Here is a 21,388-nt window from a genome sequence, read left to right on the forward strand (position 1 = left end):
GTGGTCGAAGAAGACGCCCGGCGAACGGTGCATCTGCGAGACGATCACGCGCTCGGTGCCGTTGACGATGAAGGTGCCCTTGTCCGTCATGAGCGGGATGTCGCCCATGTAGACGTCCTGCTCCTTGATGTCCTTGACCGAGCGGGCGCCGGTTTCCTCGTCCGCCTCGAACACGATCAGGCGCAGCTTGACCTTCAGCGGCGCGGCATAGGTCATGTCGCGCTGGATGCATTCCTCGACGTCGTACTTGGGCTCCTCGAACTCGTAGGAGACGTATTCCAGAACGGCGCGTTCGTTGAAGTCCTTGATCGGGAAGACCGACTTGAAGACGGCCTCAATGCCCTGATCCTTGCGCAGGCCGCTGCGCACTTCGCGCTGCAGGAACTGTTCATAGGAGGCGCGCTGCACCTCGATCAGGTTCGGCATCGCGACGGCTTCCGGGATACGCCCGAAGGACTTGCGGATGCGCTTCTTGCCGGTGAAGGTCGTGGCGGACGCGATCTGACCGTTGATGGCGAGACCGTTCGTGACGTCAGTCATTCTGTTTTCCCAATGGCGCCGGGGGAGAACCGGCGCGTCAAATGCGGCGGCACGACACGCCGAAAGGCGTCCCGTGCGAATCGGTTTCGGCGCCCGCCCTGCGGTCCCTTTCGGGCCCCGGACGCCTGGATTTTCGTGCTCCCTTGGGGAGGAGCGCACCTTCGCACCGGTCAGAGGGCGACAGACCGGGCCTCGGCGCTTTCGCGCAGACTCGTTGGAGAGTGTGTTGCGGAACGCGCTGATATACGCGCTTTGACGGCGAAATAAAGACCCTTCGGGAAGCTTGTTCGCAAAATCCGCGCGTCAGATTTCGACAGCGGCTGGCGACGGCCGCGCGCCTAAGGATGGGGTCCGGAGAACTCGCACATGCCTATGCTACACATCCCACGCACCTGTCCGGCGACTTGGTCCCTGCTTTTCGGCCTGATTTCGGTGACGGCCTGCGCCGCCCTGCCCGACAGGGCGCTCGCCCGGGACCGAGCCTCTCACGCCCATTTATGCCGCGCCATGGCCGAGGTGCTGTTCGACTACAGTTCGTCGGAGTGGTCGATGGCAGAGCACAGGCGGGAGCGGGCGGAGAAGGCGGGGCAGCCCGACGCCGTGGTGGCGCCGCTGAGAGCCTTGGAGTTCGGTCATCTGCGGCGGCTTCGTGAAGCGGAGGCCTTGCGTGCGCGCTACGCTTCGGCCCCCGAGCCCGACTTCGACCTGAGAATGCGGTTGCAGGAGGACTTCGAGGCTTCCGCCCTGTGGGCCTCCGCCCGATCCGATTGTTCGGAGGCTGCGGCGGCGTCCGCGACGCCTCCCCTGCCCTCGCCCACGCCGACCTCACGGCAGCCGGCTCCGCACACGTCGGGGGCGACCATGCTCGCCAACACCGCCGGTCGCGGCGGGCGCCAAAGCCAGGACATCCGCTGTCCTTCGGGCCATCGCGCTTCGGGGATTGAGATCCGGGGGGCGGCGAGGGTCACCGGCATCGCTCTGGCCTGCGCCGCGTGGGCTCCGGGCGCTTTGCGTTCCGGAGGCGGTCAAACTGCAGGGCGCGTGGGCCTGACCGACGGTTCGCCGCGTGTGCTGAGCTGCGCTCCGGACCGCTGGCTGACGGCGATCCAGACCGAGCATCTGAACAGCACAGTGGAGGGCGGCGTTCGCGTCATATCCTTCGCGCGCCCCCTCTGTCGGGGAGAAGCCGCGCTGCCGCTCAACGACGACGCCGCCGTTCGCTCCGTCCCCTACCCGGCCGAGAGCGACATCCAGCGAACGGATTGTCCCCTCGGTCCGGCGGTCGGGCTGCGCGTCGGGTTCGATCAATCGGTGAAGTCACTCACCCTGATCTGTCCACTCTGATCCCTGCGACGGACAGCCGACGCGAGGCTCTATCGCCTGAACACACCCACCAGCTCGATGTGGGACGACCACAGGAACTGGTCCACCGGGGTCACCGTCTCCAGCCGGAAGCCGGCGTCGATCAGAACCCTTGCATCGCGGGCGAAGGTCTGGGGGTTGCAGGAGACGCCGACCACCGTCGTCGCCTTCGTCGTCGTGATCTGCTGGGTCTGTTCGAGCGCCCCGGCGCGCGGCGGGTCGAAGACGATGGCGTCGCAGCCCTTGAGATCGAAGGGGGTCATGGGGCGGCGGAACAGGTCGCGGGCCTGGGCCTCGATGGTCTTCATCCCCCTGGCGGATTTCACCGCGGCCTTGAGCGCCGCGATCCCCGGTTCCGTCGCATCCGCCGCGATCACCGGGGCCATGGTCGCCAGGGGAAAGGTGAAGGTCCCCGCGCCGCAGAACAGGTCGGCGATCTTCCTGGCCCCCTTCACCGCCGCCAAGACGCGGTCCACCATGGCCTTCTCGGCCTCCGGCACGGCCTGGAGGAAGCCGCCGGCCGGAACCGCCACGGTCGCCGGGCCGAACTGGACCAGGGGTTGGCGCTCCATCATCAGCACCTCTCCCGCCAGGCTGAGGCGCGCCAGATCGGCCTGACGCGCCGCGCGGATGGCCTGCATCCTTTGGTCGCCCGACAGGCCGCCCGATTTGCGCTCCACCCCGGTCACATCGACGTCCAGCCCGGTCAGGGTCAGGGTGACATGCAGGGTCGGCGCCGATTTCGGATGCTCCAGAAACGGCTCGGCCACCCGCGCCAGGGCCGGAAACGCCGCCACCAGACGGGGATCGGCCACGGGACAGGCCGAGACCTCGACCAGTCGCCAGGACTTCCTCGCCTTGAAGCCCAGGATGACCCGGCCGTCCTCCCCCCGTCGCGCATGCAAAGCCAGACGGCGGCGCGTGCCCGGCGGCGTCGCCACGGTCGGTTCGATCTCGGTCTCGATCCCCTCGCGGCCCAGGGCCAGCCACACCTGTTCGCGCTTCCAGTCCAGATAGGGACCGCTGGCCCAGTGCTGCAGCGAGCAGCCGCCGCAGTCGCCGTATTGCGGCGAGACCGGAGCGATACGGTCGGGGCTGGCGACGACGATCTCGGGCCGGTCCATCCGGCTGTCCAGGACCTCGCCGCGCACGGTTTCGCCGGGCAGGGTCAGGGGGGCGAAGACCGGTCCCGACGCGCCGCGCCCCACGCCGTCGCCCTGGCCGCCGACGCGGTCGATCTGGATGGTCTCGTTCATCGCCCGGCTTATGCCCGATACGGCGCGCCGGAGCGACAATCCGTTCAACGGCCGTTCATCTTGGAAACCTTAACCCTGTGTGCAACGGAGGGAGGCCTGAACCGTTAGGCTTCGCATCCAACCCTGGGGTCCAACCACGATGTTCACTCGCCTCGCCCGTCCCGCCCTGATCGCCGCTGCGGCCGCCGCCGCGATCACGGCCATTCCGGCCGCCGCCTCCGCCCAGTCCTATGGCTACGGCCACGGCGGCTATGTTTCGGGCTATGGCGGCCAGACCTACAACTATCCGGACTATTGCGAGCGCAATCGCCAGGGCCGCACGGGCGCCGGCGCTGTGATCGGCGCGGGCGCGGGCGCCGTCATCGGCTCGCAACTGGCGGCGCGCGGCCGTCGCACCGAGGGTTCGATCCTGGGCGGCGTTCTGGGCGCGGTGGTCGGCGGCGCGGCCGGTCGCGGTTCGGGCGACCGTTGCTACGGATACGACAACCGCTACCAAGGCGGCGGATACTCCAGCGGCGGCTACGCCTATTCGCCCAACCCGCCAGCCTATCACGGCGGCTACGGCTACTCCTCCGGCTACAGCTACGCCCCGTCCTATTCGTCCGGCTACGGCTATAGCAGCAGCTCGACCTACTACGACGCGGACGGCTACGGCCCTTATGCCTATGAGCCGCGCCACGACGACCGCTACGGCTACGGCGGCGGTTACTACGACCGCGACGACCGGGACCGTGACGGCTGCCGTCTGGCCGAGAGCCGCATTCGCCTTCCCGATGGTCGCTCGGAAACCCGCTATGTGCGGACCTGCCCCGACTCCTCGGGCCGCTATCGCGTCGTCGATTGATTTTCAGCCCCCCTGCGACATCGACGATGTGACGGGAGCCGCCGGTGGAGCAATCCGCCGGCGGCTTTCTCTATTCTGGCGCTATGCTCGGCTCGCGGAGCCTCGCGACTTGAGCGCGAGGCGTGGCGCTTTGGGCTTCTCCCTCCCCTTCATGGGGAGGGACGGTGAGGCGAAGCCGAACCCAGGTGGGGAAGTTCAGGCCCACTGGCGATTTCAAACTTCCCCACCCTGATCGCTGCGCGATCGTCCCTCCCCACTCCGGGGGAGGGAGAGGGTCACGCGCGTATGGCCCAGACGAGATATTCGATATTGCCGTCGCCGCCGGTGACCGGGCTCTCGGTGGTTTCGCGGACCGCCCACCCCTCCGCTTCCAGCCATGCGACCACACGGTCCAGCGCAGCCTGACGCGCCGTCTCGTCGCGCACGAGTCCGCCGCGTCCGACCTCGGAACGGCTCTCCATCTCGAACTGCGGCTTGACCAGGGTGACGAGATCCGCGCCCGGCGCCGCCAGCGACAGGGCGACCGGCAACACCTTCATCAGGCTGATGAAGCTGGCGTCGCAGACGATCAGGTCCGGCGCATCCGGGATCAGATCGGGCGTCAGATCGCGCGCGTCCGTCTGCTCCAGATTCACCACTCGCGGATCGGCCGCGATGCGGGGATGAAGCTGCCCCTGCCCCACATCCACAGCGAAGACCCGCGCCGCGCCCCGCTCCATACAGACCTCGGTAAACCCCCCGGTCGAGGCGCCGACGTCCAGAACCGTTCGCCCCTCGGCCGCGATGGGCCAGAGGGTCAGGGCGTGATCCAGCTTCAGCGCCCCGCGTCCGACGAAGCGGTGCGCCCCGGCATAGGTGACCACCGTGTCCGGTCCGACGGTCTGGGAGGGCGCCCTCGCGGGCTGGCCGTCCACGGTCACGCCGCCCGCCTCGATGGCGGCCCGCGCCTTGCCCCGGCTCTCGGCCAGGCCGCGCTCGACCAGAAGGACGTCCAGACGAGGCATCTCTGTTCTCCGTGGCGCGAAATCGCAGCCGGTCTGTAACCTGCGCCGCCTGCCGGACGAAGAGCCAACTGACCCCTTCGGAGCCGTGCCATGAATCGCCGCCAGTCCCTGACCCTGTTCGCCGCCGGGGCCGCCGCCTCGGTCTTCGCCGGACCCAGCCTCGCCCGAGCCCGCATCGCACGCCAGGCGCGCGTCTGGCCGCCGGTCGAGGTTGGAGACGGCGATGTGGCGATACAGGGCCATGACCCCGTGGCCTATTTCCGCGCGGGCGTCCCCACGCCGGGTCGCGAGGCGCACAGTCTGATGTGGAACGGCGCCGTCTGGCGGTTCGCCTCCGCCGACAATCGGGCGGCCTTCGAGGCCGAGCCGGACGCGTTCGCGCCGAAATTCGGCGGCTATTGCGCCTGGGCCACCAGCCGGGGGTATATCGCCCCCGGCGCCGCCGCCCACTGGCGGATCGTCGACGGCGATCTCTACCTGAACTTCAGTGCGCGCGCCCAGGAGCTGTGGGCGGCGGACATCCCCGGCAATATCGCCTTGGGCAAGGCCAACTGGCCGAGGGTGCTGACCGTCAACCAGGGCTGAACCGCCTCGGGGGCGGCGCCTACCCCATGGCCGCCAGCCGCTCGAGCGCGGCGATCAGTTTGGCCTTGCCGGCTTCGGCCTCGGCCAGTTTGGCGCGCTGTTCCTCGACCACCTCGGGGGCGGCGCGGGATACGAAGTTGGGATTGCCCAGCTTCTTGTTGAAATGGCCGATGTCGCTGTCGAAGGCGGCGATCTCCTTCTCCAGTCGCGCGCGTTCCGCCGTCAGGTCGATGATGCCCGCCAGAGACAGAGCCGCCGTGGTCGAGCCGGAGACGAAGCTGACCGCCCCCTCGGGCGCCGTGTCGGCCGTCGTCGCCTCCCCGACCCGGGCGAGGGTCAGGATCAGCGGACGGTGGCGCTCGATCAGGGCCGCCGTCTCTGCGGTTGGGGCCACGAAGGTAAGGGCCGGTTTGGCGCCCGGCGCGACATTCATCTCGGCCCTCAGGGCCCGGATTTCGCCGACCAGATCGACCAGCCAGCCGATCTCGGCCTCGGCGCCGGCGTCGATAAAGGCGTCCGGCAAAACCGGCCACTCAGCGCCGATCAGCAAGCTTTCGCGCCCAGAATCGCGAGGTGCGCCTTCCTTGCCCAGTTCGTCCCACAGCTCTTCGGTGATGAAGGGCATGACCGGGTGCAGCAGCTTCAGGGCCTGATCGAGCGTCCAGGCCGTCATGGCGCGGGTCTCGGCCTTGGCGGCTTCGTCCGATCCCTGGAACACCGGCTTGGCCAGTTCCAGATACCAGTCGCAGAAGACGTTCCAGACGAAGCGGTACAGGGCGCTCGCCGCGTCGTCGAACCGCCCGCCTTCTATGGCCTCCGAGACCTGGCGCTCGGCCTTGGTCAGTTCGCCGCGGATCCAGCGGTTGATCGTCTGGTCGACGGTCGCGGGATCGAAGCCCTCGACGCGGCGCGCCTCGTTCATCTGGCTGAAGCGGGCGGCGTTCCACAGCTTGGTGCCGAAGTTGCGATAGCCCTCGATCCGCTCCTTCGACAGCTTGATGTCGCGGGTGCCCGACAGGATGGCCATGGTGAAGCGCAGCGGGTCGGCGCCCAGTTCGTCGATGATGGTCAGGGGATCGATGACGTTCCCCTTGGACTTGCTCATCTTCTGGCCCTTTTCGTCACGGACCAGGCCATTGATGATGACCCGCTTGAACGGCGCCTCGTCCATGAAGTGCAGGCCCATCATCATCATCCGGGCGACCCAGAAGAAGATGATGTCGGCGGCGGTGACCAGGTCCGACGTCGGATAGAACCGCTCCAGATCCTCGGTCTTCTCTGGCCAGCCCATGGTCGAGAAGGGCCATAGGGCCGAGGAGAACCAGGTGTCGAGGACGTCCTCGTCCTGGGTCAGGGCGACCTCGGAATCATAGTCCGCCATGGCCAGTTCGCGGGCGTCGGCCTCGGTCTCGGCGACATAGATCTCCCCGTTCGGACCGTACCAGGCCGGGATGCGGTGGCCCCACCAGAGCTGGCGCGAAATGCACCAGGGCTCGATGTTGCGCAGCCATTCGAAATAGATCTTGGAATAAGAAGCAGGCTCGAAGGTCGTCGCGCCGGTTTCGACCGCCTTGATGGCGGGCTGGGCCAGGGTGTGGGCGTCAACATACCACTGGTCCGTCAGCCAGGGCTCGATCACCACGCCGGACCGGTCGCCGTGCGGGACGACATGCTTCGTCTTCTCGATCTCCTTCAGCCAGCCCTCGGCCTCCGCGCGGGCGACGATAGCCTTGCGCGCGGCGAAGCGGTCGAGACCCCGAAGATCAACTGGAATGCTATCGACGAACTCAAGGACATCGAGGTCTTCCATCGCGTTGCCGTCGGCATCGACACCTTTGAAGGCCGCGCCGTGATCGAGGATGCGGCCGAACGCATCCATGACGTTGATGGCGCGGAGCCCAGCTCGCTTGCCGACCTGGAAGTCGTTGAAATCGTGCGCGGGCGTGATCTTCACCGCGCCCGAGCCCTTGGTGGGGTCGGCGTAGTCATCGGCGACGATGGGGATGCGGCGGCCGGTGATCGGCAGGATCACGTCCTTGCCGACGATCGAGGCATAGCGCTCGTCGTCCGGATGCACCGCCACGCCGGTGTCGCCCAGCATGGTCTCGGGCCGGGTGGTGGCGACGACGATGTAGTCGCGCGTCTCCCACTCCGTCGCCTTGCCGTCCTCGTCGAAGGCGACGGCGTGTTCATAGGTAACGCCGTCAGCCAGCGGATAGGCGAAGTGCCAGTAGGCGCCCTCGACCTCGCGCTGCTCGACCTCCAGGTCCGAGATGGCGGTCTGGAAATGCGGGTCCCAATTCACCAGCCGCTTGTCGCGATAGATCAGGCCTTCTTTGTGCAACTGCACGAAGACCTTGCGGACCGCGGCGTTCAGGCCCTCGTCCAGGGTGAAGCGCTCGCGCGACCAGTCGCAGGAGGCGCCCAGGCGGCGCAGTTGCTGGACGATGGCGCCGCCCGATTCCGCTTTCCACTCCCAGACCTTTTCGACGAAGGCCTCGCGGCCCATGTCGCGGCGGCCGACATTGCCGGCGGCGGCCAGTTGGCGCTCGACCACCATCTGGGTGGCGATCCCCGCGTGGTCCGTGCCGGGCAACCACAGCACGGCCTTGCCCTTCATCCGGTGATACCGGGCCAGGATGTCCTGCAGGGTGTTGTTCAGCGCATGGCCAATGTGCAGGGTGCCCGTCACGTTCGGCGGCGGAATGACGATCGAATAGCACTGAGCCGACGCGTCCGCTTTCGGCGCAAACAGGCCAGACGCCTCCCACTGGGCGTAGAGGCGCGGCTCGGCGGCGCGGGGTTCGAAAGTCTTTTCAAGCATGGTTGGCGTTCGTCTTCTTGGCTTTCGTCATTCCGGGCGCAGGGAGCGCCAGCGACCGCAGACCCGGAACAGGGCGGCGCGCGAGAGCGCGAACCTGTCGCGCATACCGCCCGCTGAAGCATTTCGCCTCCGCTGCGCTACGGCGCCGCCTTGTTCCGGGTCTGCGAGGCTTCGCCTCTCCGCCCGGAATGACGAAGAAAGCAAAAGGGGCGACCCGTCTGGACCGCCCCGTTCGATCTAATCGCTAGGCGCGAGCGGGGCTAGCCCGCGTCGCGGGCGATGCGTTCGACTTCCTTGCGTACCGCATCCTCGACAATGCCGGGCAGGTTGGCGTCGAGCCAGGACTTCAGCATCGGACGCAGCATCTCCGCGACCATGCCCTCGACGGTCGAACCGCTGACGAAGTTGAGGTCGGATGCCGGGGCCGGCGCGGGGGCGGCGGGCTTCTTCAGCGCATGCAGGCCGGCGAAGGCCGAAGCGGCGCTGGCGGCGGCGCTTTCCCCGACCAGGGCGTCGTAATCGGGCGTGGCCGCGACCGGGGCCGGCGCGGGTTCCGGCTCGGGCTCGGGCGCAGAGGCCGCGACCGGCTCTTCCGGGGTCAGGACGTCCAGGTCGCCGATGGTCTCCACGGCCGGCGCCTCATAGGCCTCCGTCAGGTCCAGCACGTCGTCCTCGGCCTCTGCGACCACCGGCTCGGCCGTCGGGAAGGGGGCGGGTTCGGGCGCGGCGGCGACCTCAGGCTCAGGCGCCGCAGGCGTCGCCGTTTCGGCCGGTTGATCGTCCTCGGAAATGATCCGGCGAATCGACGCCAGGATCTCTTCCATGGTCGGTTCCTGGGATTGGTCGCTCATGCCTGGCCTCGAACGGTCTGAAGGGATTTGCGCCGCAGGACGCGAAAACGGGTCGCCTCAAGGCCGTCCGCAACCGGATCGTCCTTTCCGCACACGCCTGTCGTCGCATCAACGCCCGCTGGAATCAACGGCCGTTTTCGCCTCATTGGGGACAGGACCGGTCCTCAGTTCCCGGAAGGCGAGGCGGCGGCGGCGGCCGACTTCAGCTGGGTGTCGACCGGCGCGTCCTCGGCGTCGGCGGCCGGGGTGATCGGCGGCGCGGCGATGCGGTCCAGAGCCTCGATCGCCGGGTCCCAAGGCAGGGCGCCGCGGAAGCGGACGGCGGCGGCGTTGGCGGCCGGATCATAGGCCTCGACCGAGGCCACCAGTTGCGGGCCCTGCAGACGGCCCATGGCGGCCAGGACCGCCGCCTGGGCGACGTACTCGTTGCGACGCGCCGAGACGAGCTGGACCTGGGCCGAGCGCAGTTCCAGCTCCTGGTTCAGCACGTCCAGGGTGGTGCGAAGTCCGACCTGAGCCTCCTGACGCACGCCCTCGGCGGCGACCGACGCGGCGCGAACGGCCTGCTCGCCCGCCGTCACGGTCGAACGGGCCGAAACCAGCTGGGCATAGGCGGAGGAGACGTCCTGAAGCACCGCGCGGCGCTGGCCCTCGACGTCGATCTGGGCGGCGTTGGCCTGTTCGAGGGCCTGGGCGACGCGCGAGCGGTTCAGTCCGCCGGTGAACAGGGGCACGGAAACCGAGGCGCCGGCGGTGAAGGCCGTGCGGTCGGTCAGGTCGAACGACGACAGATCGCTGGAGCCGCCGTAGGAAGCGGTGGCGCGCACCGACGGCAGGAACTCGGCGCGGGCGGCGGCGACGCGCGCCTCGGCGGCCTGAAGGGCGTACTGGGCGGCGCGGACCGAGGGGTTCTCGACCAGACCGACGTCCAGGGCGGCGTCGAAGTCGGTCGGCACGCCCGGCAAGGCGACGGGGGCCTCGAGGTTGGCCGGGGCCTGACCGACCACGGCGGCATAGGCGGCGCGGGACACGGACAGCTGGGCCTGGGCCTGGGCCAGGTCGGCCTCGGACTGGGCCAGACGCGCCTGGGACTGGGCGACGTCGGTGCGGGTGATCTCCCCGACCTCGAAGCGGGCGTTGGACTCGTCGAGCTGGCGGCGCAGGACGGTCAGGTTGTCCTGGCGGATCGTCAGGATCTCCATGTCGCGGCGCACATCCACATAGGCCTGGATCACCGAGGCCAGAACGCCTTGTTCCACGCCGCGAAGTTGCTCGGCGCCCGCCAGGACATTGGCCTCGGCGGCGCTGATCGAATGGCCGACGCGGCCGCCGGTATAGAGGTTCTGGGACAGGCCGATGCCGATGCCGGCGGTGTCGCTCTCCACCACGCCCGCCGGGGTGTCGGTGCGGGAATAGTCGATGTCGGCGGTGAGGCTGACGGTCGGGCGCAGGCCGGCGCGGGCCTGGGGCACGGTCTCGTCGAGCGCCCGCTGGCTGGCGCGCTGGGACAGCAGGGTCGGATTGGTCCGATAGGCCAGGGCGATGGCGTCCGACAGGGTCTCGGCGGACACCGGAGCGGCCAGACCGGCGGTCACGGCGATCAGGGCCACGGAAGCCAGCACCGACGAGCGTTTCAACATGTTCTATCCCCGGAAGCCGCCACGGCGCGCTTCATGATCTCTGGAGGGCGTAGTGCGCATTCCGACTACGCTGCGCCAGTTAAGTTTTTTTCACGCAGACGCCAGCGGCCTCCGTCGCAAATGCGGTAACCGGACGTAACCATGGCGTGAAAGCCACGATCCGCCGCCTTTTGTGGACGCCTGACCGGGGAAGCGGACGCCGCTGCCGGCCGGGGCCCCGTTCAGAGCGCGAACACCGGCTCGGGCGTCATCTCGGCCAGCACCGGCGGATGGGAATCGAACAGTTCGCGGCGCGACACGCCCTCGCGGCCACGCACATAGAGAACGGCCTTGCCGTTTGGACCGGCGCGCTCGACCACGACCAGACGGCCGCCGACCTTGAGTGCAGCGATCCAGGCGTCGGGACGGGCGGCGACGGCGCCCTCGCTGACGATGATGTCCCAGTCGGCGCCGGTGGGCTGGGTCAAGGGCGCGACCACCGTCGTCACCCCCGCCTCGGCCAGGGCTTCGCCCGCCACCTCGAACACCCCCGCATCCGCCTCCTGGGCCGTGACCGTCACGCCCATCCGGGCCAGAACGGCCGCCGCATAGGGACCGGCGATGGCCAGGGCCGTCTCGCCCTCGCGCGCGTCGATGTTCTGCAAAAGCTTGGCCACGTCGCGCGCCATCATCAGCTTGCGGTCGCCCGCGACCTCGACCTCAACCTCGGCATAGGCGGCGTAGGCGCGGTCGGGGACGCAGAACTTCTCGCGCGGCACGGCCAGAAGGGCGGCCTGAAGCCCGCGATCGGTGACGTCGTTCACGCGGACCTGGGAATCCACCATGACCTTGCGCGCAGCGGCGTTATCCATCGGGAGCTTCCTGCAGTCTGGATTCGGGAGAACGAGAGAATTGTGCGGCGCTTATAGGTCCGTGCGTTGCGGGGGACAATCCGATCTGATAGCGAACGCCCCTCGCGATGGCGGGGCGGTCGAAAGATCGCCGACGGCCTGATGGCGGAGTGGTGACGCAGAGGACTGCAAATCCTTGCACCCGGGTTCGATTCCCGGTCAGGCCTCCATCGCGAGCAGGGCTTCAGAGCTGTTGCGGCCGCCCTTGGCCAACGGCGGCCGCATAGGCCCGGGCCGAGGCGAGATCCAGAAACCTCAAGGCGTCCTCGGACCGCTCGACCCAGACCGGTCCCTTTGCGCCGGCGGCGGCGAAGGCCCCGCCCTCATCCTGCAGAACCCAGCCCCGACTGACGGCGCAGAGGTCGTCGATCCGGGCGAACAGCGCCTTCTGCTCCGCGTCGCTGAACTCGTGCTGGTTCTCGATGAGGGCCGACATGATACGGCCGATCAGCAGCGGCAGGACGAACAGCAGGGTGAAATGCATCAGTAGCCCGGCGACGATTCGCCCACCGATGGTCGTTGGGTAGAAATCGCCGTACCCCGTGGTCGTCGCCGTCACGATGGCCCACCAGAGTGCGTCCGCGTAGGTCTTGCCCTCGAACATGGCGAAGGCGGCGGCCGCGAGGCCCACGACCACCACATAGATGACGAACAGCTCCAGGATCGTGTTGGTGGCGCGAAGGATTGCAGACTTCATCTCGGCGCTCCGAAGGCTTTCCTGATTCCGGCGATTTCGGTCATTCCTACTCCACCCGATCCCCCGGCCACAGGGGGGCGGCGAAGCGTGTCGCGAGGTAGTCCATCAGGGCGGCGACGCGGGCGGGGCGCGGCCCCCCTCCGCCTGGAGCGACGAGGTGGAGGGATATCTTCGGCAACGACCAGTCGGGCAGGATGACCTCCAGCCGGCCCTCGGCCACGTCCTGCCAGTGGATGAAGTCCGGCTGTTCGGCGACGCCCAGCCCCGCGCGCACGGCATGGGTCAGGGCGTCGGCGTTATTGGCGCGCAAGGGGCCGTGAAGGCGGACGGTCGCCTCCTCTCCCGTCTTTGCATTGGTCAGCCGCCAGCTGTTGGGCGTCGGCAGATAGGCGTAGCCGAGGCAGGCGTGGCGTTCCAGTTCGTCGGGATGCCGGGGCCGTCCGCGCTGCTCCAGATAGGCGGGGGCCGCGACGATGCAGCGTCGCACGGTCCGTAGTCGTCGCGCCGTCAAGGATGAGTCCGGCAGGGCCGCGATCCGGAGCGCGCAGTCGAAGCCGCCGCCGACCAGGTCGATGACCTCGTCCGACAGATGCAGGTCCACCGACACGTCTGGATGGGTCGCCAGAAACTCCGGCAAGGCCGGCGCCACATGGGCCATGCCGAACGACATGGGCGCAGCCAGCCGCACCAGACCGCGCGGGTTGACCGCCTGATCCATGGCCTCGCACTCGGCGGATTCGGCCTCGGCCGTCATGGCCGCCGCCCGCGCCGCCAGCAGCCGCCCGGTCTCCGTCAGGGCGAAGCGGCGCGAGGTCCGGTGCAGCAGGGTGGTGCCCAGCCGTTCCTCCAGCCGACTGACCGCCTTGGACACCGTCGCCTTGGACAGGCCGAGAGCGTCGGCCGCGCCGGAGAAGGACTGGGTCTCGGCCACCCGGGCGAAGATGGCGAGGGCTTCGAGATCGGGCAGCTTGGACATGGCGACACCCCAGACCGAAACGATGAGTTTCATTCGTTTCTATTTCTGATCTGAAAGCGATCTCTATCTTGACGTCAAGCCAGAGCGGTCGCCCATTGCGATGCGCTCCCAACCGGAGACACGACCATGATCGACGTCAGACCCTTCAGCAGCCTCGGTGGCGCGAACCACGGCTGGCTGAACGCCAAACACCACTTCTCCTTCGCCAACTACTATGATCCCGCGCGGATGAGCTGGGGCAATCTGCGGGTCTGGAACGACGACGAGATCGCGCCGGGCACGGGCTTTCCGCCCCACCCCCATTCGGACATGGAGATCATCACCTAGGTCCGCGAAGGGGCCATCACCCACGAGGACAGCCTGGGCAACAAGGGCCGCACCGAGGCGGGCGACGTCCAGGTGATGAGCGCGGGCACCGGCATCCGCCACGCCGAGTACAACGCCGAACCGATCCTGACCCGCATCTTCCAGATCTGGATCGAGCCGACCAAGCGCGGCGAAAAGCCGTCCTGGGGTGCCAAGCCCTTCCCCAAGGGAGATCGCGCGGGCGAGTTCGTGATTCTGGCCTCCGGCTTCGACGGCGACGGCGACGTCCTGCCCATCCGCACCGACGCCCGGATCGTGGCGGCGACGCTGAAGGCCGGCGAGACCGCCGAATACGCCCTCGGCGCCGACCGCCGCGGCTATCTGGTTCCGGCCGTGGGCGACGTGGAGATCAACGGCGTGCGGGTCAACGCCCGTGACGGCGCCGCCATCCGCGACGTCGATGTCCTGAAGGTCACCGCCGTCAACGACGCCGAACTGGTGCTGGTCGACGCGGCCTGATCCCGCGTCAGGCGAGGACGGGCAACGCCTCCGTCCTCGCCGCCTTCCCTCGATTGTAGCTTACGCGTGCCCTGAAACCTTCAAGCGGCAGGAGACCTCCCATGCCCTATGTCACCACATCCGACGGCGTCGATATCTTCTACAAGGACTGGGGCCCGAAGGACGGCCGCCCCCTGGTCTTCCATCACGGCTGGCCGCTGAGTTCCGACGATTGGGACGCCCAGATGCTGTTCTTCGTCAACAAGGGCTTCCGCGTCATCGCCCATGACCGGCGCGGCCACGGCCGCTCGGCCCAGGTCTCCGACGGCCATGACATGGATCACTACGCCGCCGACGTGGCCGCGGTGGTCGCCGCGCTCGGGCTCAAGAGCGCCGTCCATATCGGCCACTCGACCGGCGGCGGCGAGGTCGCCCGTTATGTCGCCCGCTATGGCAAGGACGCAGGCGTGGCCAAGGCCGTGCTGATCGGCGCCGTGCCGCCCCTGATGCTCAAGACCGAGGCCAATCCCGGCGGTCTGCCGATCGAGGTCTTCGACGGCTTCCGCTCCGCCCTGGCGGCGGACCGCGCAAGCTTCTATCGCGATGTCGCGGCCGGGCCCTTCTACGGCTTCAACCGCGAGGGCGTGGAGACGAAGACCCCGGTCGTCGATAACTGGTGGCGTCAGGGCATGGCCGGCGGCGCCAAGGCCCACTACGACGGCATCAAGGCCTTCTCTGAAACCGACTTCACCGAGGACCTCAAGGCCATCGACGTCCCGACCTTGGTCATGCACGGCGACGACGACCAGATCGTGCCCATCGCCGACTCGGCCCATCTGTCGATCAAGCTGCTCAAGAACGGCGTGTCGAAGATCTACGCCGGCTATCCGCACGGCATGGCGACTACCCAGCACGAGGTCATCAACGCCGATCTTTTGGCCTTCATCGAAGGCTGAGCCCCGCTCCCCATAGTCGCATAACCGGCGTCGCATAGGGCGGCGTCGGTCCACTCGAGAATGAAAGCGCCTGTCATGGCCTCCATCAACACCGCCGTCTGGGCGCCCCGCGCCCTCGCCGCCCTGCGGATCGTCGCGGGACTGCTCTTCCTGGCCCACGGGGTCATCAAACTGTTCGGCTTCCCCGAAGGCGCCCAGCCCGGTCAGGTCGAACTGGCCAGCCTTATGGGCGTCGGCGCCGTGATCGAACTGGTCACCGGGTCACTGATCCTGCTGGGCCTGTTCGTGCGTCCGGCCGCCTTCCTAGCGTCGGGCACGATGGCCGTCGCCTATTGGATGTTCCACGCCCCCTCCAGCCCCTATCCGGCGGTCAATGGTGGCGACGCGGCCATCCTGTTCTGCTTCATCTTCCTGTATCTGGCCGCCGCCGGCGGCGGGGCTTGGCAGTTGAAGAAGGGCTGATCGCAGCGCCTGAAAGCAGAACGGCCCGGGAGCGATCCCGGGCCGTTTTCACGTCTAGCGCCGCCGCGCAGCACTGGCCTCGCGCACGGCCTCGAACTCATTGCCCGGCGTCCACTTCGGCCAGTCGGTCCCGTTCGCCAGGTCGCGCCCCACCTTGTAGAGCAGGCCCACATCCGCCGCCGCGCCCGACAGATCCCAGGGCGAGGTCCAGTCGTCGGTCGGCTGGTGATAGCGGTTCCTCACATAGTCGCGGCTGGCCTCGGACGCTCCGGTGAAGCCTGCCGCCGCGAACAGGGCCGGCACCCCCATCTTGGCCAGAGGGAAGTGATCCGAGCGATAGAAGGCGCCGACCTGGGGCGCCGGATCGGGGATCAGACGACGCCCCTCCACCGCCGCGTCTCGCGCCAACCGGTCCTGCAGGTCGGTCTTGCCATAGCCGATGACGACGATCTCGTCCTCCGGCGGCCCGGCCAGCAAGCTGTCCATGTTGATGTTGCCGACCGTGGTCTCCAGCGGGACCAGCGGATGCGCCGCATAGTAGTATGCGCCGAGCAGCCCGGCCTCTTCCGCCGCCCAGGACATGAACAGCACCGATCGCTCCGTCCGCGGCGCGGCGGCGAACAGGCGCGCCAATTCGATCACCGCCGCCACGCCCGAGGCGTTGTCCACCGCGCCGTTATAGATGTCGTCGCCCGCTGCATTGGGCACGGCCCGGCCATAGGCGTCCCAGTGGGCGCCGTACATCACCGTCTCGTTCGGCCGCGTCGTCCCGGTCAGCCGCGCCGCGACATTGCGCGTGGTGAGCCGCTCGTAGCGATGGCCGATGTCGAAGGACATGGAGACACCCGCCAGTTCGACCGGACGGAAGTCGGCCGTCTGGGCCGAGGCCTTGAGGGTCGCGAAGTCCAGACCCGCCGCCTGCATCAGCCGGGCGGCCTGGCCCTGCTGGATCCAGCCCTGGACCTTGACCCGCTCCTTCTCCGGGTCGGCGCGGACGATGTCCAGACCGGCCGCAGTGGAGGAGTTCTGAAGCGTGTTCCACGGATAGCCGGCGCCCGCCGTCTCATGGATGACCAGAACCCCGGCCGCCCCGCGCCGGGCCGCCTCCTCGAACTTGTAAACCCAGCGGCCGTAGTAGGTCATGCCCTGGCCGTCGAACTTGCCGGCCACGGGGCTGTCGGCTGCAACCTCGAAGTCGGGATCGTTGACCAGGACCAGCATGATCTTGCCGGTCAGATCGACGCCCTTGAAGTCGTCCCAGCCACGTTCTGGCGCATTGACGCCATAGCCCACGAAGACCACCGGCGCGTCGGTCACGGTGATGCGCGACTGGGGCCGGTGGCTGTTGGCGATGACCTCGGTCGCGCGCTTGAAGGCGATGCGTTCGCCGTCCGGCAACTTCGCCGAAATGGAGGCGGGGCCATCCTGCACGAAGCGGTTGATCGGCACGGTCTGGAACCAGCTTCCGTTCTCTCCTGCAGGTTCGAGACCCAGGGCGCGGAACTGGTCGGCGATGTACTGCACCGCCTTCTCCTCGCCCGGCGTGGTCGGCCCCCGGCCCTCCATGGCGTCGTCGGCGAGGGCGGCGATGTGGGCGTTCAGCCGGGCCGGATCGACCCGGGCTTCTGAGCTGATCGAGGTCGAGGCGCAGGCGGCGAGAAGGCCCGTCGCCGCCAGAAGGATGCAGAGGCATGCTGCGTGACGGGCGAAAGAACGGGAGGACGACATTGGCGGACTCGACACGACGGCGAACGGGAGGTCGCGACCCTGCCCCCTCCCCGCCCCGGTTGTCGAGCGGGAAGGCCGCATTTTCAGGCTCGCGTGAGCTGGTGCAGGGCGATGGCGGAGGTCGCGGCGACGTTCAGCGAATCGAATCCTCCGGACATGGGAATGCCCACCGCCCGGCAGCGGTCGATGATCGGCTGAGGCAGCCCCGGACCTTCTGAACCCAGCAACAGGGCCCGGCGACCGCCCGGGCGCAGGGCCGACAACGGCTCGGTCGCAGAGGGCGTCAGGGCGACGATCTCGAACCCGGCCGCGACCAGGGTCTCGACCAGTTCGTCCAGCGGCAGGGCCGCCGCCGTCGGCGTCCGCAGCACAGCCCCGACCGAGACGCGGATGGCCTTGCGATAGAAGGGATCGGCGCAACGGTCGTCCAGCAGCACCCCGCCCGCGCCGAAGGCCGCCGCGTTGCGGAACAGGCCGCCGATATTGTCGTGATTGCCGATGCCCGAGGCCGCCACCACCACGGCCTCCTGGCCCAAGCCCGCCAGCAGGTCGGCCGCCGAAAGCGGCGCGGGCTTCTCGCCCAGACCCAGCAGGCCGCGATGCAGGGGAAACCCGGCGATCCGGTCCAGCACATCCTGGGACGCCGCATAGACCGGCATGTCCGCCGGGGCGGCGGCGATGATCTCCGCCATTGCCCCCAGGCGGCTCTCGGCCAACAGCATCGACCGGGGGCGGCAGCGCGACGCCGGGGAGACCAGTTGGCGCAGGACCACCTCTCCCTCGGCGATGAACAGGCCTTCGCGCCCGGTCAGGTCGCGCTCACGCACGTCTCGATAGGGGGCGACGACCGGATCGTCAGGGTCGGTTACACGGATCACGTCATGGGCCATATTTCCCATTGCACGACGCGCGCGGGCGCTGCTATAGGCCCGCCTCCCGAGCCGATGTTCCGCAGTAGCTCAGTGGTAGAGCAGCCGACTGTTAATCGGCTGGTCGTAGGTTCGAATCCTACCTGCGGAGCCATCGCCTCGGTCGATTTCTCACCGACATTCTAGACGTTGTGGCCTCGCGCTCGGCCTGTTCGAGTGGGTTGGACATTGGGCCCGGCGCGGCGCGGCACGGAACGAGGGCGCTACGGCCGGTGGGGTTTTTTGATCCGCTGCGGCGCTTCGGCTTTCATGCCGTCCGGCCATCCCCTATCAGTCGGAGGGTCGCGACGGCGCCGGTCCATCGGCGTCGGCCTTCGCGATCGCCTCAAGTCCCAACGAGCCTGACCGTGACCGAAGAATTCTACCGTATGCGGCGCCTGCCGCCCTATGTGATCGCCGAAGTCAATTCGATGCGTCACGCAGCGCGTACGGCGGGCGAGGACGTCATCGACCTGGGCATGGGCAATCCCGACCTGCCGCCGCCCGCCCATGTGATCGAGAAACTTTGCGAGGTGGCCCGCAACCCCGACGCCCACGGCTATTCCCAGTCGCGCGGCATCCCCGGCCTGCGCCGCGCCCAGGCCAACTATTACAGCCGGCGCTTTGGCGTCGATCTCGACCCCGAGACCGAGGTCATCGTGACCATGGGCTCCAAGGAGGGGCTGGCCAGTCTGGCGACGGCCATCACCGAGCCGGGCGACGTGGTCCTGGCGCCCAACCCGTCGTACCCGATCCACACCTTCGGCTTCATCATCGCCGGGGCCGCGATCCGCAGCGTGCCGACCACGCCCGACGAGCACTATTTCGAGGCCCTGGAACGGGCCATGGCCTATACCGTGCCCCGGCCCAAGGTGCTGGTGATGAACTATCCGTCCAATCCGCCGGCCGAGACGGTAGATCTGGCTTTCTATGAGCGGGTCGTCGCCTACGCCAAGGCCAACGATCTCTGGATCATCTCCGACCTCGCCTATTCCGAGCTCTACTACGACGGAAAACCCACGGTCTCGATCCTGCAGGTGCCGGGCGCCAAGGACGTGGCGATCGAGTTCACCTCCTTGTCCAAGACCTATTCCATGGCCGGATGGCGCATGGGGTTCGCGGTGGGCAACAAGCGTCTGATCGCGGCGATGGCGCGGGTGAAATCCTATCTCGACTACGGCGCCTTCACCCCGATTCAGGCCGCCGCCGTCGCCGCCCTGAATGGGCCGCAGGACATCGTCGAACAGAACCGCGCCCTCTATCACAAGCGCCGCGACGTCCTGTGCCAGAGCTTCACCGCCGCCGGATGGGCCATCCCCAAGCCCGCCGCCTCGATGTTCGCCTGGGCGCCCCTGCCCCCGGCCCTGGCGCATCTCGGGTCGCTGGAGTTCTCAAAGCAATTGCTGACCCACGCCAAGGTCGCGGTCGCCGCGGGCGTCGGCTATGGCGAGAACGGCGAGGGCTATGTCCGGATCGCCATGGTCGAGAACGAGCAGCGCATCCGTCAGGCGGCGCGCAACATCAAGGCCTTCCTCAAGTCCAGGGGCGTGAACGGACCGTTCGGCGACGAGGCCTGACCGCACGGATCAGCGCCCCCGGGCTTCAGCGGGACGGGAACCAGCTGCTGCGCCAGGCGCCGGGTCCGGGTCGCCAGACGGCGCGGCGCCCCTGACCGGCGGGCTCCAGCCTGACCTCTGTGTCCGTGGCCGAGGGGGGGGCGCCGGGGCCGGGGTAGTCGTAACGCCTGTCCCCGACCGAGACCGTCATCGGCCCAGCCCCCTCGGGCGCCAGGACCACGGACCATCGGCCCTCGGCGTCGGCGACGGCCTGGAGCGGCCGGCCCGCCGCCTGGACCGCCACCCCGGTTCGCGGCGGGGCCCGCCCGGTCGCCAGCAGGGCTCGACCATCGCTGTCCACCGCATCCAGCACGCCGTCGCCGTCCAGCCGGCGCGAGGGGGCGCCGTCGGCCATCATGACGACGGGACCGGCCGGATCCCGGCTGACCAGCAGGACATAGGGCGCCGGCGCCGCCTGCTCGCCGCGCTGGGATTCGACGGCGAAGACGGTGTCGCTCGGCGGCAGGGAGAGGGTCATCGAGAAGCGGCCAGCCTGATCGGAACCCGTGGCGAAGGCCGGGGCGAGCCCGCCGCGCAGCACAACCCGCCCGCCCGGAGCCGTGATCCCGGACACCTCCAGCCCTTCGGGACCGCGTGTCGCCTTCTTGATCAGGGGGGTGGCGGTCCAGTCAGACTCCGCGCCCTGGGCCGGGCCCGCCTTGTCCGGAGCCTCGCCGCATCCGCTCTGGGCGACGAGCCCCGCCAGAGCGAAAGGCGCCAGGGTGAGGCAGATCGACCGTTTCATCCCGCACATCCGGAGGCTAGGTTGGAGTTCCAGATAGCGCGGTGAACGCAGCGCTGTCTCCCCTTCTCGATCCGTGTGCCCATGTCCCTGCCTGAAGTCTCCATCGCCCCGTTCGAGGGCAAGTCCGTCTGCCTGTTCTGCGGCGCGGCCGAATCCGCCCACCACGACTATGTCCAGTCCGCCCACGACTTCGGCGAAGCGGCGGCCGGGATCGGCTGGCGGTTGGTCTATGGCGGCGGCGGCGTGGGCCTGATGGGGGCGGCGGCGCGGTCGGCCCATGCGGCGGGCGGGCGCGTCCTGGGCATCATGCCCGGCTTCCTGCGCAGCCGGGAACGCCTGTTCGATGAGGTGGAGACCATCGTCGTCACCTCCATGCACGAGCGCAAACAGCTGATGTACGACCAGTCCGACGCCTTCGTGGTCGCGCCCGGCGGCGTGGGGACGCTGGAGGAGGTGGTCGAGCTCCTGTCCTGGAAGCGGCTGGACCTGCACGCCAAGCCGGTGATCTTCCTCAACATCAACGGCTTCTGGGACACCTTCTTCGCCCTGATGCGTCACAGCGTCGAGGAGGGCATGACGCCGCCCTCCTTCCTCAACGCCTGGACCGTGGCCGACACCGTCGAGGAGGCGATCGCCCAGCTCCGCGTCAGCGACGACACGCCGCATGTAAAACATGATCAACGATAACTGATCGCCGCTA

Annotated in this window: 18 protein-coding genes, 2 tRNA genes and 2 pseudogenes; 10 read left to right on the forward strand and 12 right to left on the reverse strand. The window is 68.5% G+C overall.

Features of this window, described 5'->3' with window-relative positions:
• Positions 1–540: pseudogene (locus ACT6QK_RS09555) on the reverse strand (DNA-directed RNA polymerase subunit beta); the annotation flags it as partial.
• Between the two features lie 366 nt (positions 541–906).
• On the opposite strand from ACT6QK_RS09555, the gene ACT6QK_RS09560 reads away from it, so the two are divergent.
• On the forward strand, positions 907–1,884 hold the full coding sequence (locus ACT6QK_RS09560; protein ID WP_444597601.1) for a hypothetical protein: 978 nt from the start codon (positions 907–909) through the stop codon (positions 1,882–1,884).
• A 29-nt stretch (positions 1,885–1,913) separates the two neighbouring features.
• On the opposite strand, the gene ACT6QK_RS09565 is transcribed toward ACT6QK_RS09560, so the two are convergent.
• Positions 1,914–3,158 (reverse strand): class I SAM-dependent RNA methyltransferase, encoded by a 1,245-nt coding sequence (locus ACT6QK_RS09565; RefSeq protein ID WP_444597602.1) that lies wholly within the window; start codon positions 3,156–3,158, stop codon positions 1,914–1,916.
• Positions 3,159–3,297: 139 nt separating this feature from the next.
• Here ACT6QK_RS09565 and ACT6QK_RS09570 point away from each other — a divergent pair, with 139 nt between their 5' ends.
• A complete protein-coding gene (locus ACT6QK_RS09570) occupies positions 3,298–4,002 on the forward strand; it encodes a glycine zipper 2TM domain-containing protein (protein ID WP_444597603.1) in 705 nt (234 codons plus the stop codon).
• A gap of 275 nt (positions 4,003–4,277) precedes the next feature.
• On the opposite strand, the gene ACT6QK_RS09575 is transcribed toward ACT6QK_RS09570, so the two are convergent.
• Entirely contained in the window at positions 4,278–5,006 is a 729-nt protein-coding gene (locus ACT6QK_RS09575) for a TlyA family RNA methyltransferase (protein ID WP_444597604.1), read from the reverse strand.
• A 90-nt stretch (positions 5,007–5,096) separates the two neighbouring features.
• On the opposite strand from ACT6QK_RS09575, the gene ACT6QK_RS09580 reads away from it, so the two are divergent.
• On the forward strand, positions 5,097–5,591 hold the full coding sequence (locus ACT6QK_RS09580; protein ID WP_444597605.1) for a YHS domain-containing (seleno)protein: 495 nt from the start codon (positions 5,097–5,099) through the stop codon (positions 5,589–5,591).
• 19 nt (positions 5,592–5,610) lie between these two features.
• Here the strand turns inward: ACT6QK_RS09580 and ACT6QK_RS09585 are convergent, their stop codons facing one another.
• The 4 genes from ACT6QK_RS09585 to ACT6QK_RS09600 form a co-directional block, all read right to left on the reverse strand.
• A complete protein-coding gene (locus ACT6QK_RS09585) occupies positions 5,611–8,415 on the reverse strand; it encodes a valine--tRNA ligase (RefSeq protein WP_444597606.1) in 2,805 nt (934 codons plus the stop codon).
• 260 nt (positions 8,416–8,675) lie between these two features.
• Positions 8,676–9,266, reverse strand: coding sequence for a DUF2497 domain-containing protein (locus ACT6QK_RS09590; protein WP_444597607.1), 591 nt, complete (start codon positions 9,264–9,266; stop codon positions 8,676–8,678).
• Between the two features lie 164 nt (positions 9,267–9,430).
• Entirely contained in the window at positions 9,431–10,906 is a 1,476-nt protein-coding gene (locus tag ACT6QK_RS09595) for a TolC family outer membrane protein (protein WP_444597608.1), read from the reverse strand.
• 221 nt (positions 10,907–11,127) lie between these two features.
• On the reverse strand, positions 11,128–11,757 hold the full coding sequence (locus tag ACT6QK_RS09600; RefSeq protein ID WP_444597609.1) for a protein-L-isoaspartate O-methyltransferase family protein: 630 nt from the start codon (positions 11,755–11,757) through the stop codon (positions 11,128–11,130).
• Between the two features lie 135 nt (positions 11,758–11,892).
• Here ACT6QK_RS09600 and ACT6QK_RS09605 point away from each other — a divergent pair.
• Positions 11,893–11,966, forward strand: a tRNA-Cys gene (locus tag ACT6QK_RS09605).
• 14 nt (positions 11,967–11,980) lie between these two features.
• Here the strand turns inward: ACT6QK_RS09605 and ACT6QK_RS09610 are convergent.
• Entirely contained in the window at positions 11,981–12,493 is a 513-nt protein-coding gene (locus ACT6QK_RS09610; RefSeq protein ID WP_444597610.1) for a potassium channel family protein, read from the reverse strand.
• Positions 12,494–12,539: 46 nt separating this feature from the next.
• Positions 12,540–13,502: a LysR family transcriptional regulator gene (locus ACT6QK_RS09615; RefSeq protein ID WP_444597611.1), complete on the reverse strand. Its 963-nt coding sequence runs from the start codon at positions 13,500–13,502 to the stop codon at positions 12,540–12,542.
• Positions 13,503–13,595: 93 nt separating this feature from the next.
• On the opposite strand from ACT6QK_RS09615, the pseudogene ACT6QK_RS09620 reads away from it, so the two are divergent.
• The 3 genes and pseudogenes from ACT6QK_RS09620 (at position 13,596) to ACT6QK_RS09630 (ending at position 15,691) form a co-directional block, all read left to right on the forward strand.
• Positions 13,596–14,294, forward strand: a pseudogene (locus tag ACT6QK_RS09620) (pirin family protein).
• A gap of 101 nt (positions 14,295–14,395) precedes the next feature.
• Entirely contained in the window at positions 14,396–15,229 is an 834-nt protein-coding gene (locus ACT6QK_RS09625) for an alpha/beta fold hydrolase (protein WP_444597612.1), read from the forward strand.
• Positions 15,230–15,304: 75 nt separating this feature from the next.
• Positions 15,305–15,691 (forward strand): DoxX family protein, encoded by a 387-nt coding sequence (locus ACT6QK_RS09630; protein ID WP_444597613.1) that lies wholly within the window; start codon positions 15,305–15,307, stop codon positions 15,689–15,691.
• Positions 15,692–15,745: 54 nt separating this feature from the next.
• Here ACT6QK_RS09630 and ACT6QK_RS09635 read toward each other — a convergent pair whose 3' ends face one another.
• Together ACT6QK_RS09635 and ACT6QK_RS09640 are read right to left on the reverse strand one after the other, a co-directional pair.
• Positions 15,746–17,419, reverse strand: a complete 1,674-nt coding sequence (locus ACT6QK_RS09635; RefSeq protein ID WP_444597614.1) for a M28 family metallopeptidase — start codon at positions 17,417–17,419, stop codon at positions 15,746–15,748.
• Positions 17,420–17,502: 83 nt separating this feature from the next.
• The gene (locus ACT6QK_RS09640) at positions 17,503–18,309 is read right to left on the reverse strand and encodes a TrmH family RNA methyltransferase (RefSeq protein WP_444597615.1); all 807 of its coding nucleotides are present in this window, start codon (positions 18,307–18,309) and stop codon (positions 17,503–17,505) included.
• 58 nt (positions 18,310–18,367) lie between these two features.
• Between ACT6QK_RS09640 and ACT6QK_RS09645 the strand changes: the two genes are divergently transcribed.
• Positions 18,368–18,442 (forward strand) — tRNA-Asn (locus tag ACT6QK_RS09645).
• 253 nt (positions 18,443–18,695) lie between these two features.
• The gene (locus ACT6QK_RS09650) at positions 18,696–19,904 is read left to right on the forward strand and encodes an LL-diaminopimelate aminotransferase (RefSeq protein WP_444597616.1); all 1,209 of its coding nucleotides are present in this window, start codon (positions 18,696–18,698) and stop codon (positions 19,902–19,904) included.
• Between the two features lie 25 nt (positions 19,905–19,929).
• Here ACT6QK_RS09650 and ACT6QK_RS09655 read toward each other — a convergent pair whose 3' ends face one another.
• The gene (locus ACT6QK_RS09655; protein ID WP_444597617.1) at positions 19,930–20,688 is read right to left on the reverse strand and encodes a hypothetical protein; all 759 of its coding nucleotides are present in this window, start codon (positions 20,686–20,688) and stop codon (positions 19,930–19,932) included.
• Between the two features lie 81 nt (positions 20,689–20,769).
• On the opposite strand from ACT6QK_RS09655, the gene ACT6QK_RS09660 reads away from it, so the two are divergent.
• A complete protein-coding gene (locus ACT6QK_RS09660) occupies positions 20,770–21,375 on the forward strand; it encodes an LOG family protein (RefSeq protein WP_444597618.1) in 606 nt (201 codons plus the stop codon).
• Positions 21,376–21,388 lie beyond the last annotated feature (13 nt).

The sequence above is a fragment of the Brevundimonas sp. genome, assembly GCF_052436175.1.
GTDB lineage: Bacteria > Pseudomonadota > Alphaproteobacteria > Caulobacterales > Caulobacteraceae > Brevundimonas.

Excerpts from the sequence above, each read along its gene's own strand:
- ACT6QK_RS09560 (WP_444597601.1), top strand. The coding sequence starts at position 907 with ATGCCTATGCTACACATCCCACGCACCTGTCCGGCGACTTGGTCCCTG.
- ACT6QK_RS09565 (WP_444597602.1), bottom strand. The coding sequence starts at position 3,158 with ATGAACGAGACCATCCAGATCGACCGCGTCGGCGGCCAGGGCGACGGC.
- ACT6QK_RS09570 (WP_444597603.1), top strand. The coding sequence starts at position 3,298 with ATGTTCACTCGCCTCGCCCGTCCCGCCCTGATCGCCGCTGCGGCCGCC.
- ACT6QK_RS09575 (WP_444597604.1), bottom strand. The coding sequence starts at position 5,006 with ATGCCTCGTCTGGACGTCCTTCTGGTCGAGCGCGGCCTGGCCGAGAGC.
- ACT6QK_RS09580 (WP_444597605.1), top strand. The coding sequence starts at position 5,097 with ATGAATCGCCGCCAGTCCCTGACCCTGTTCGCCGCCGGGGCCGCCGCC.
- ACT6QK_RS09585 (WP_444597606.1), bottom strand. The coding sequence starts at position 8,415 with ATGCTTGAAAAGACTTTCGAACCCCGCGCCGCCGAGCCGCGCCTCTAC.
- ACT6QK_RS09590 (WP_444597607.1), bottom strand. The coding sequence starts at position 9,266 with ATGAGCGACCAATCCCAGGAACCGACCATGGAAGAGATCCTGGCGTCG.
- ACT6QK_RS09595 (WP_444597608.1), bottom strand. The coding sequence starts at position 10,906 with ATGTTGAAACGCTCGTCGGTGCTGGCTTCCGTGGCCCTGATCGCCGTG.
- ACT6QK_RS09600 (WP_444597609.1), bottom strand. The coding sequence starts at position 11,757 with ATGGATAACGCCGCTGCGCGCAAGGTCATGGTGGATTCCCAGGTCCGC.
- ACT6QK_RS09610 (WP_444597610.1), bottom strand. The coding sequence starts at position 12,493 with ATGAAGTCTGCAATCCTTCGCGCCACCAACACGATCCTGGAGCTGTTC.
- ACT6QK_RS09615 (WP_444597611.1), bottom strand. The coding sequence starts at position 13,502 with ATGAAACTCATCGTTTCGGTCTGGGGTGTCGCCATGTCCAAGCTGCCC.
- ACT6QK_RS09625 (WP_444597612.1), top strand. The coding sequence starts at position 14,396 with ATGCCCTATGTCACCACATCCGACGGCGTCGATATCTTCTACAAGGAC.
- ACT6QK_RS09630 (WP_444597613.1), top strand. The coding sequence starts at position 15,305 with ATGGCCTCCATCAACACCGCCGTCTGGGCGCCCCGCGCCCTCGCCGCC.
- ACT6QK_RS09635 (WP_444597614.1), bottom strand. The coding sequence starts at position 17,419 with ATGTCGTCCTCCCGTTCTTTCGCCCGTCACGCAGCATGCCTCTGCATC.
- ACT6QK_RS09640 (WP_444597615.1), bottom strand. The coding sequence starts at position 18,309 with ATGGCCCATGACGTGATCCGTGTAACCGACCCTGACGATCCGGTCGTC.
- ACT6QK_RS09655 (WP_444597617.1), bottom strand. The coding sequence starts at position 20,688 with ATGAAACGGTCGATCTGCCTCACCCTGGCGCCTTTCGCTCTGGCGGGG.
- ACT6QK_RS09660 (WP_444597618.1), top strand. The coding sequence starts at position 20,770 with ATGTCCCTGCCTGAAGTCTCCATCGCCCCGTTCGAGGGCAAGTCCGTC.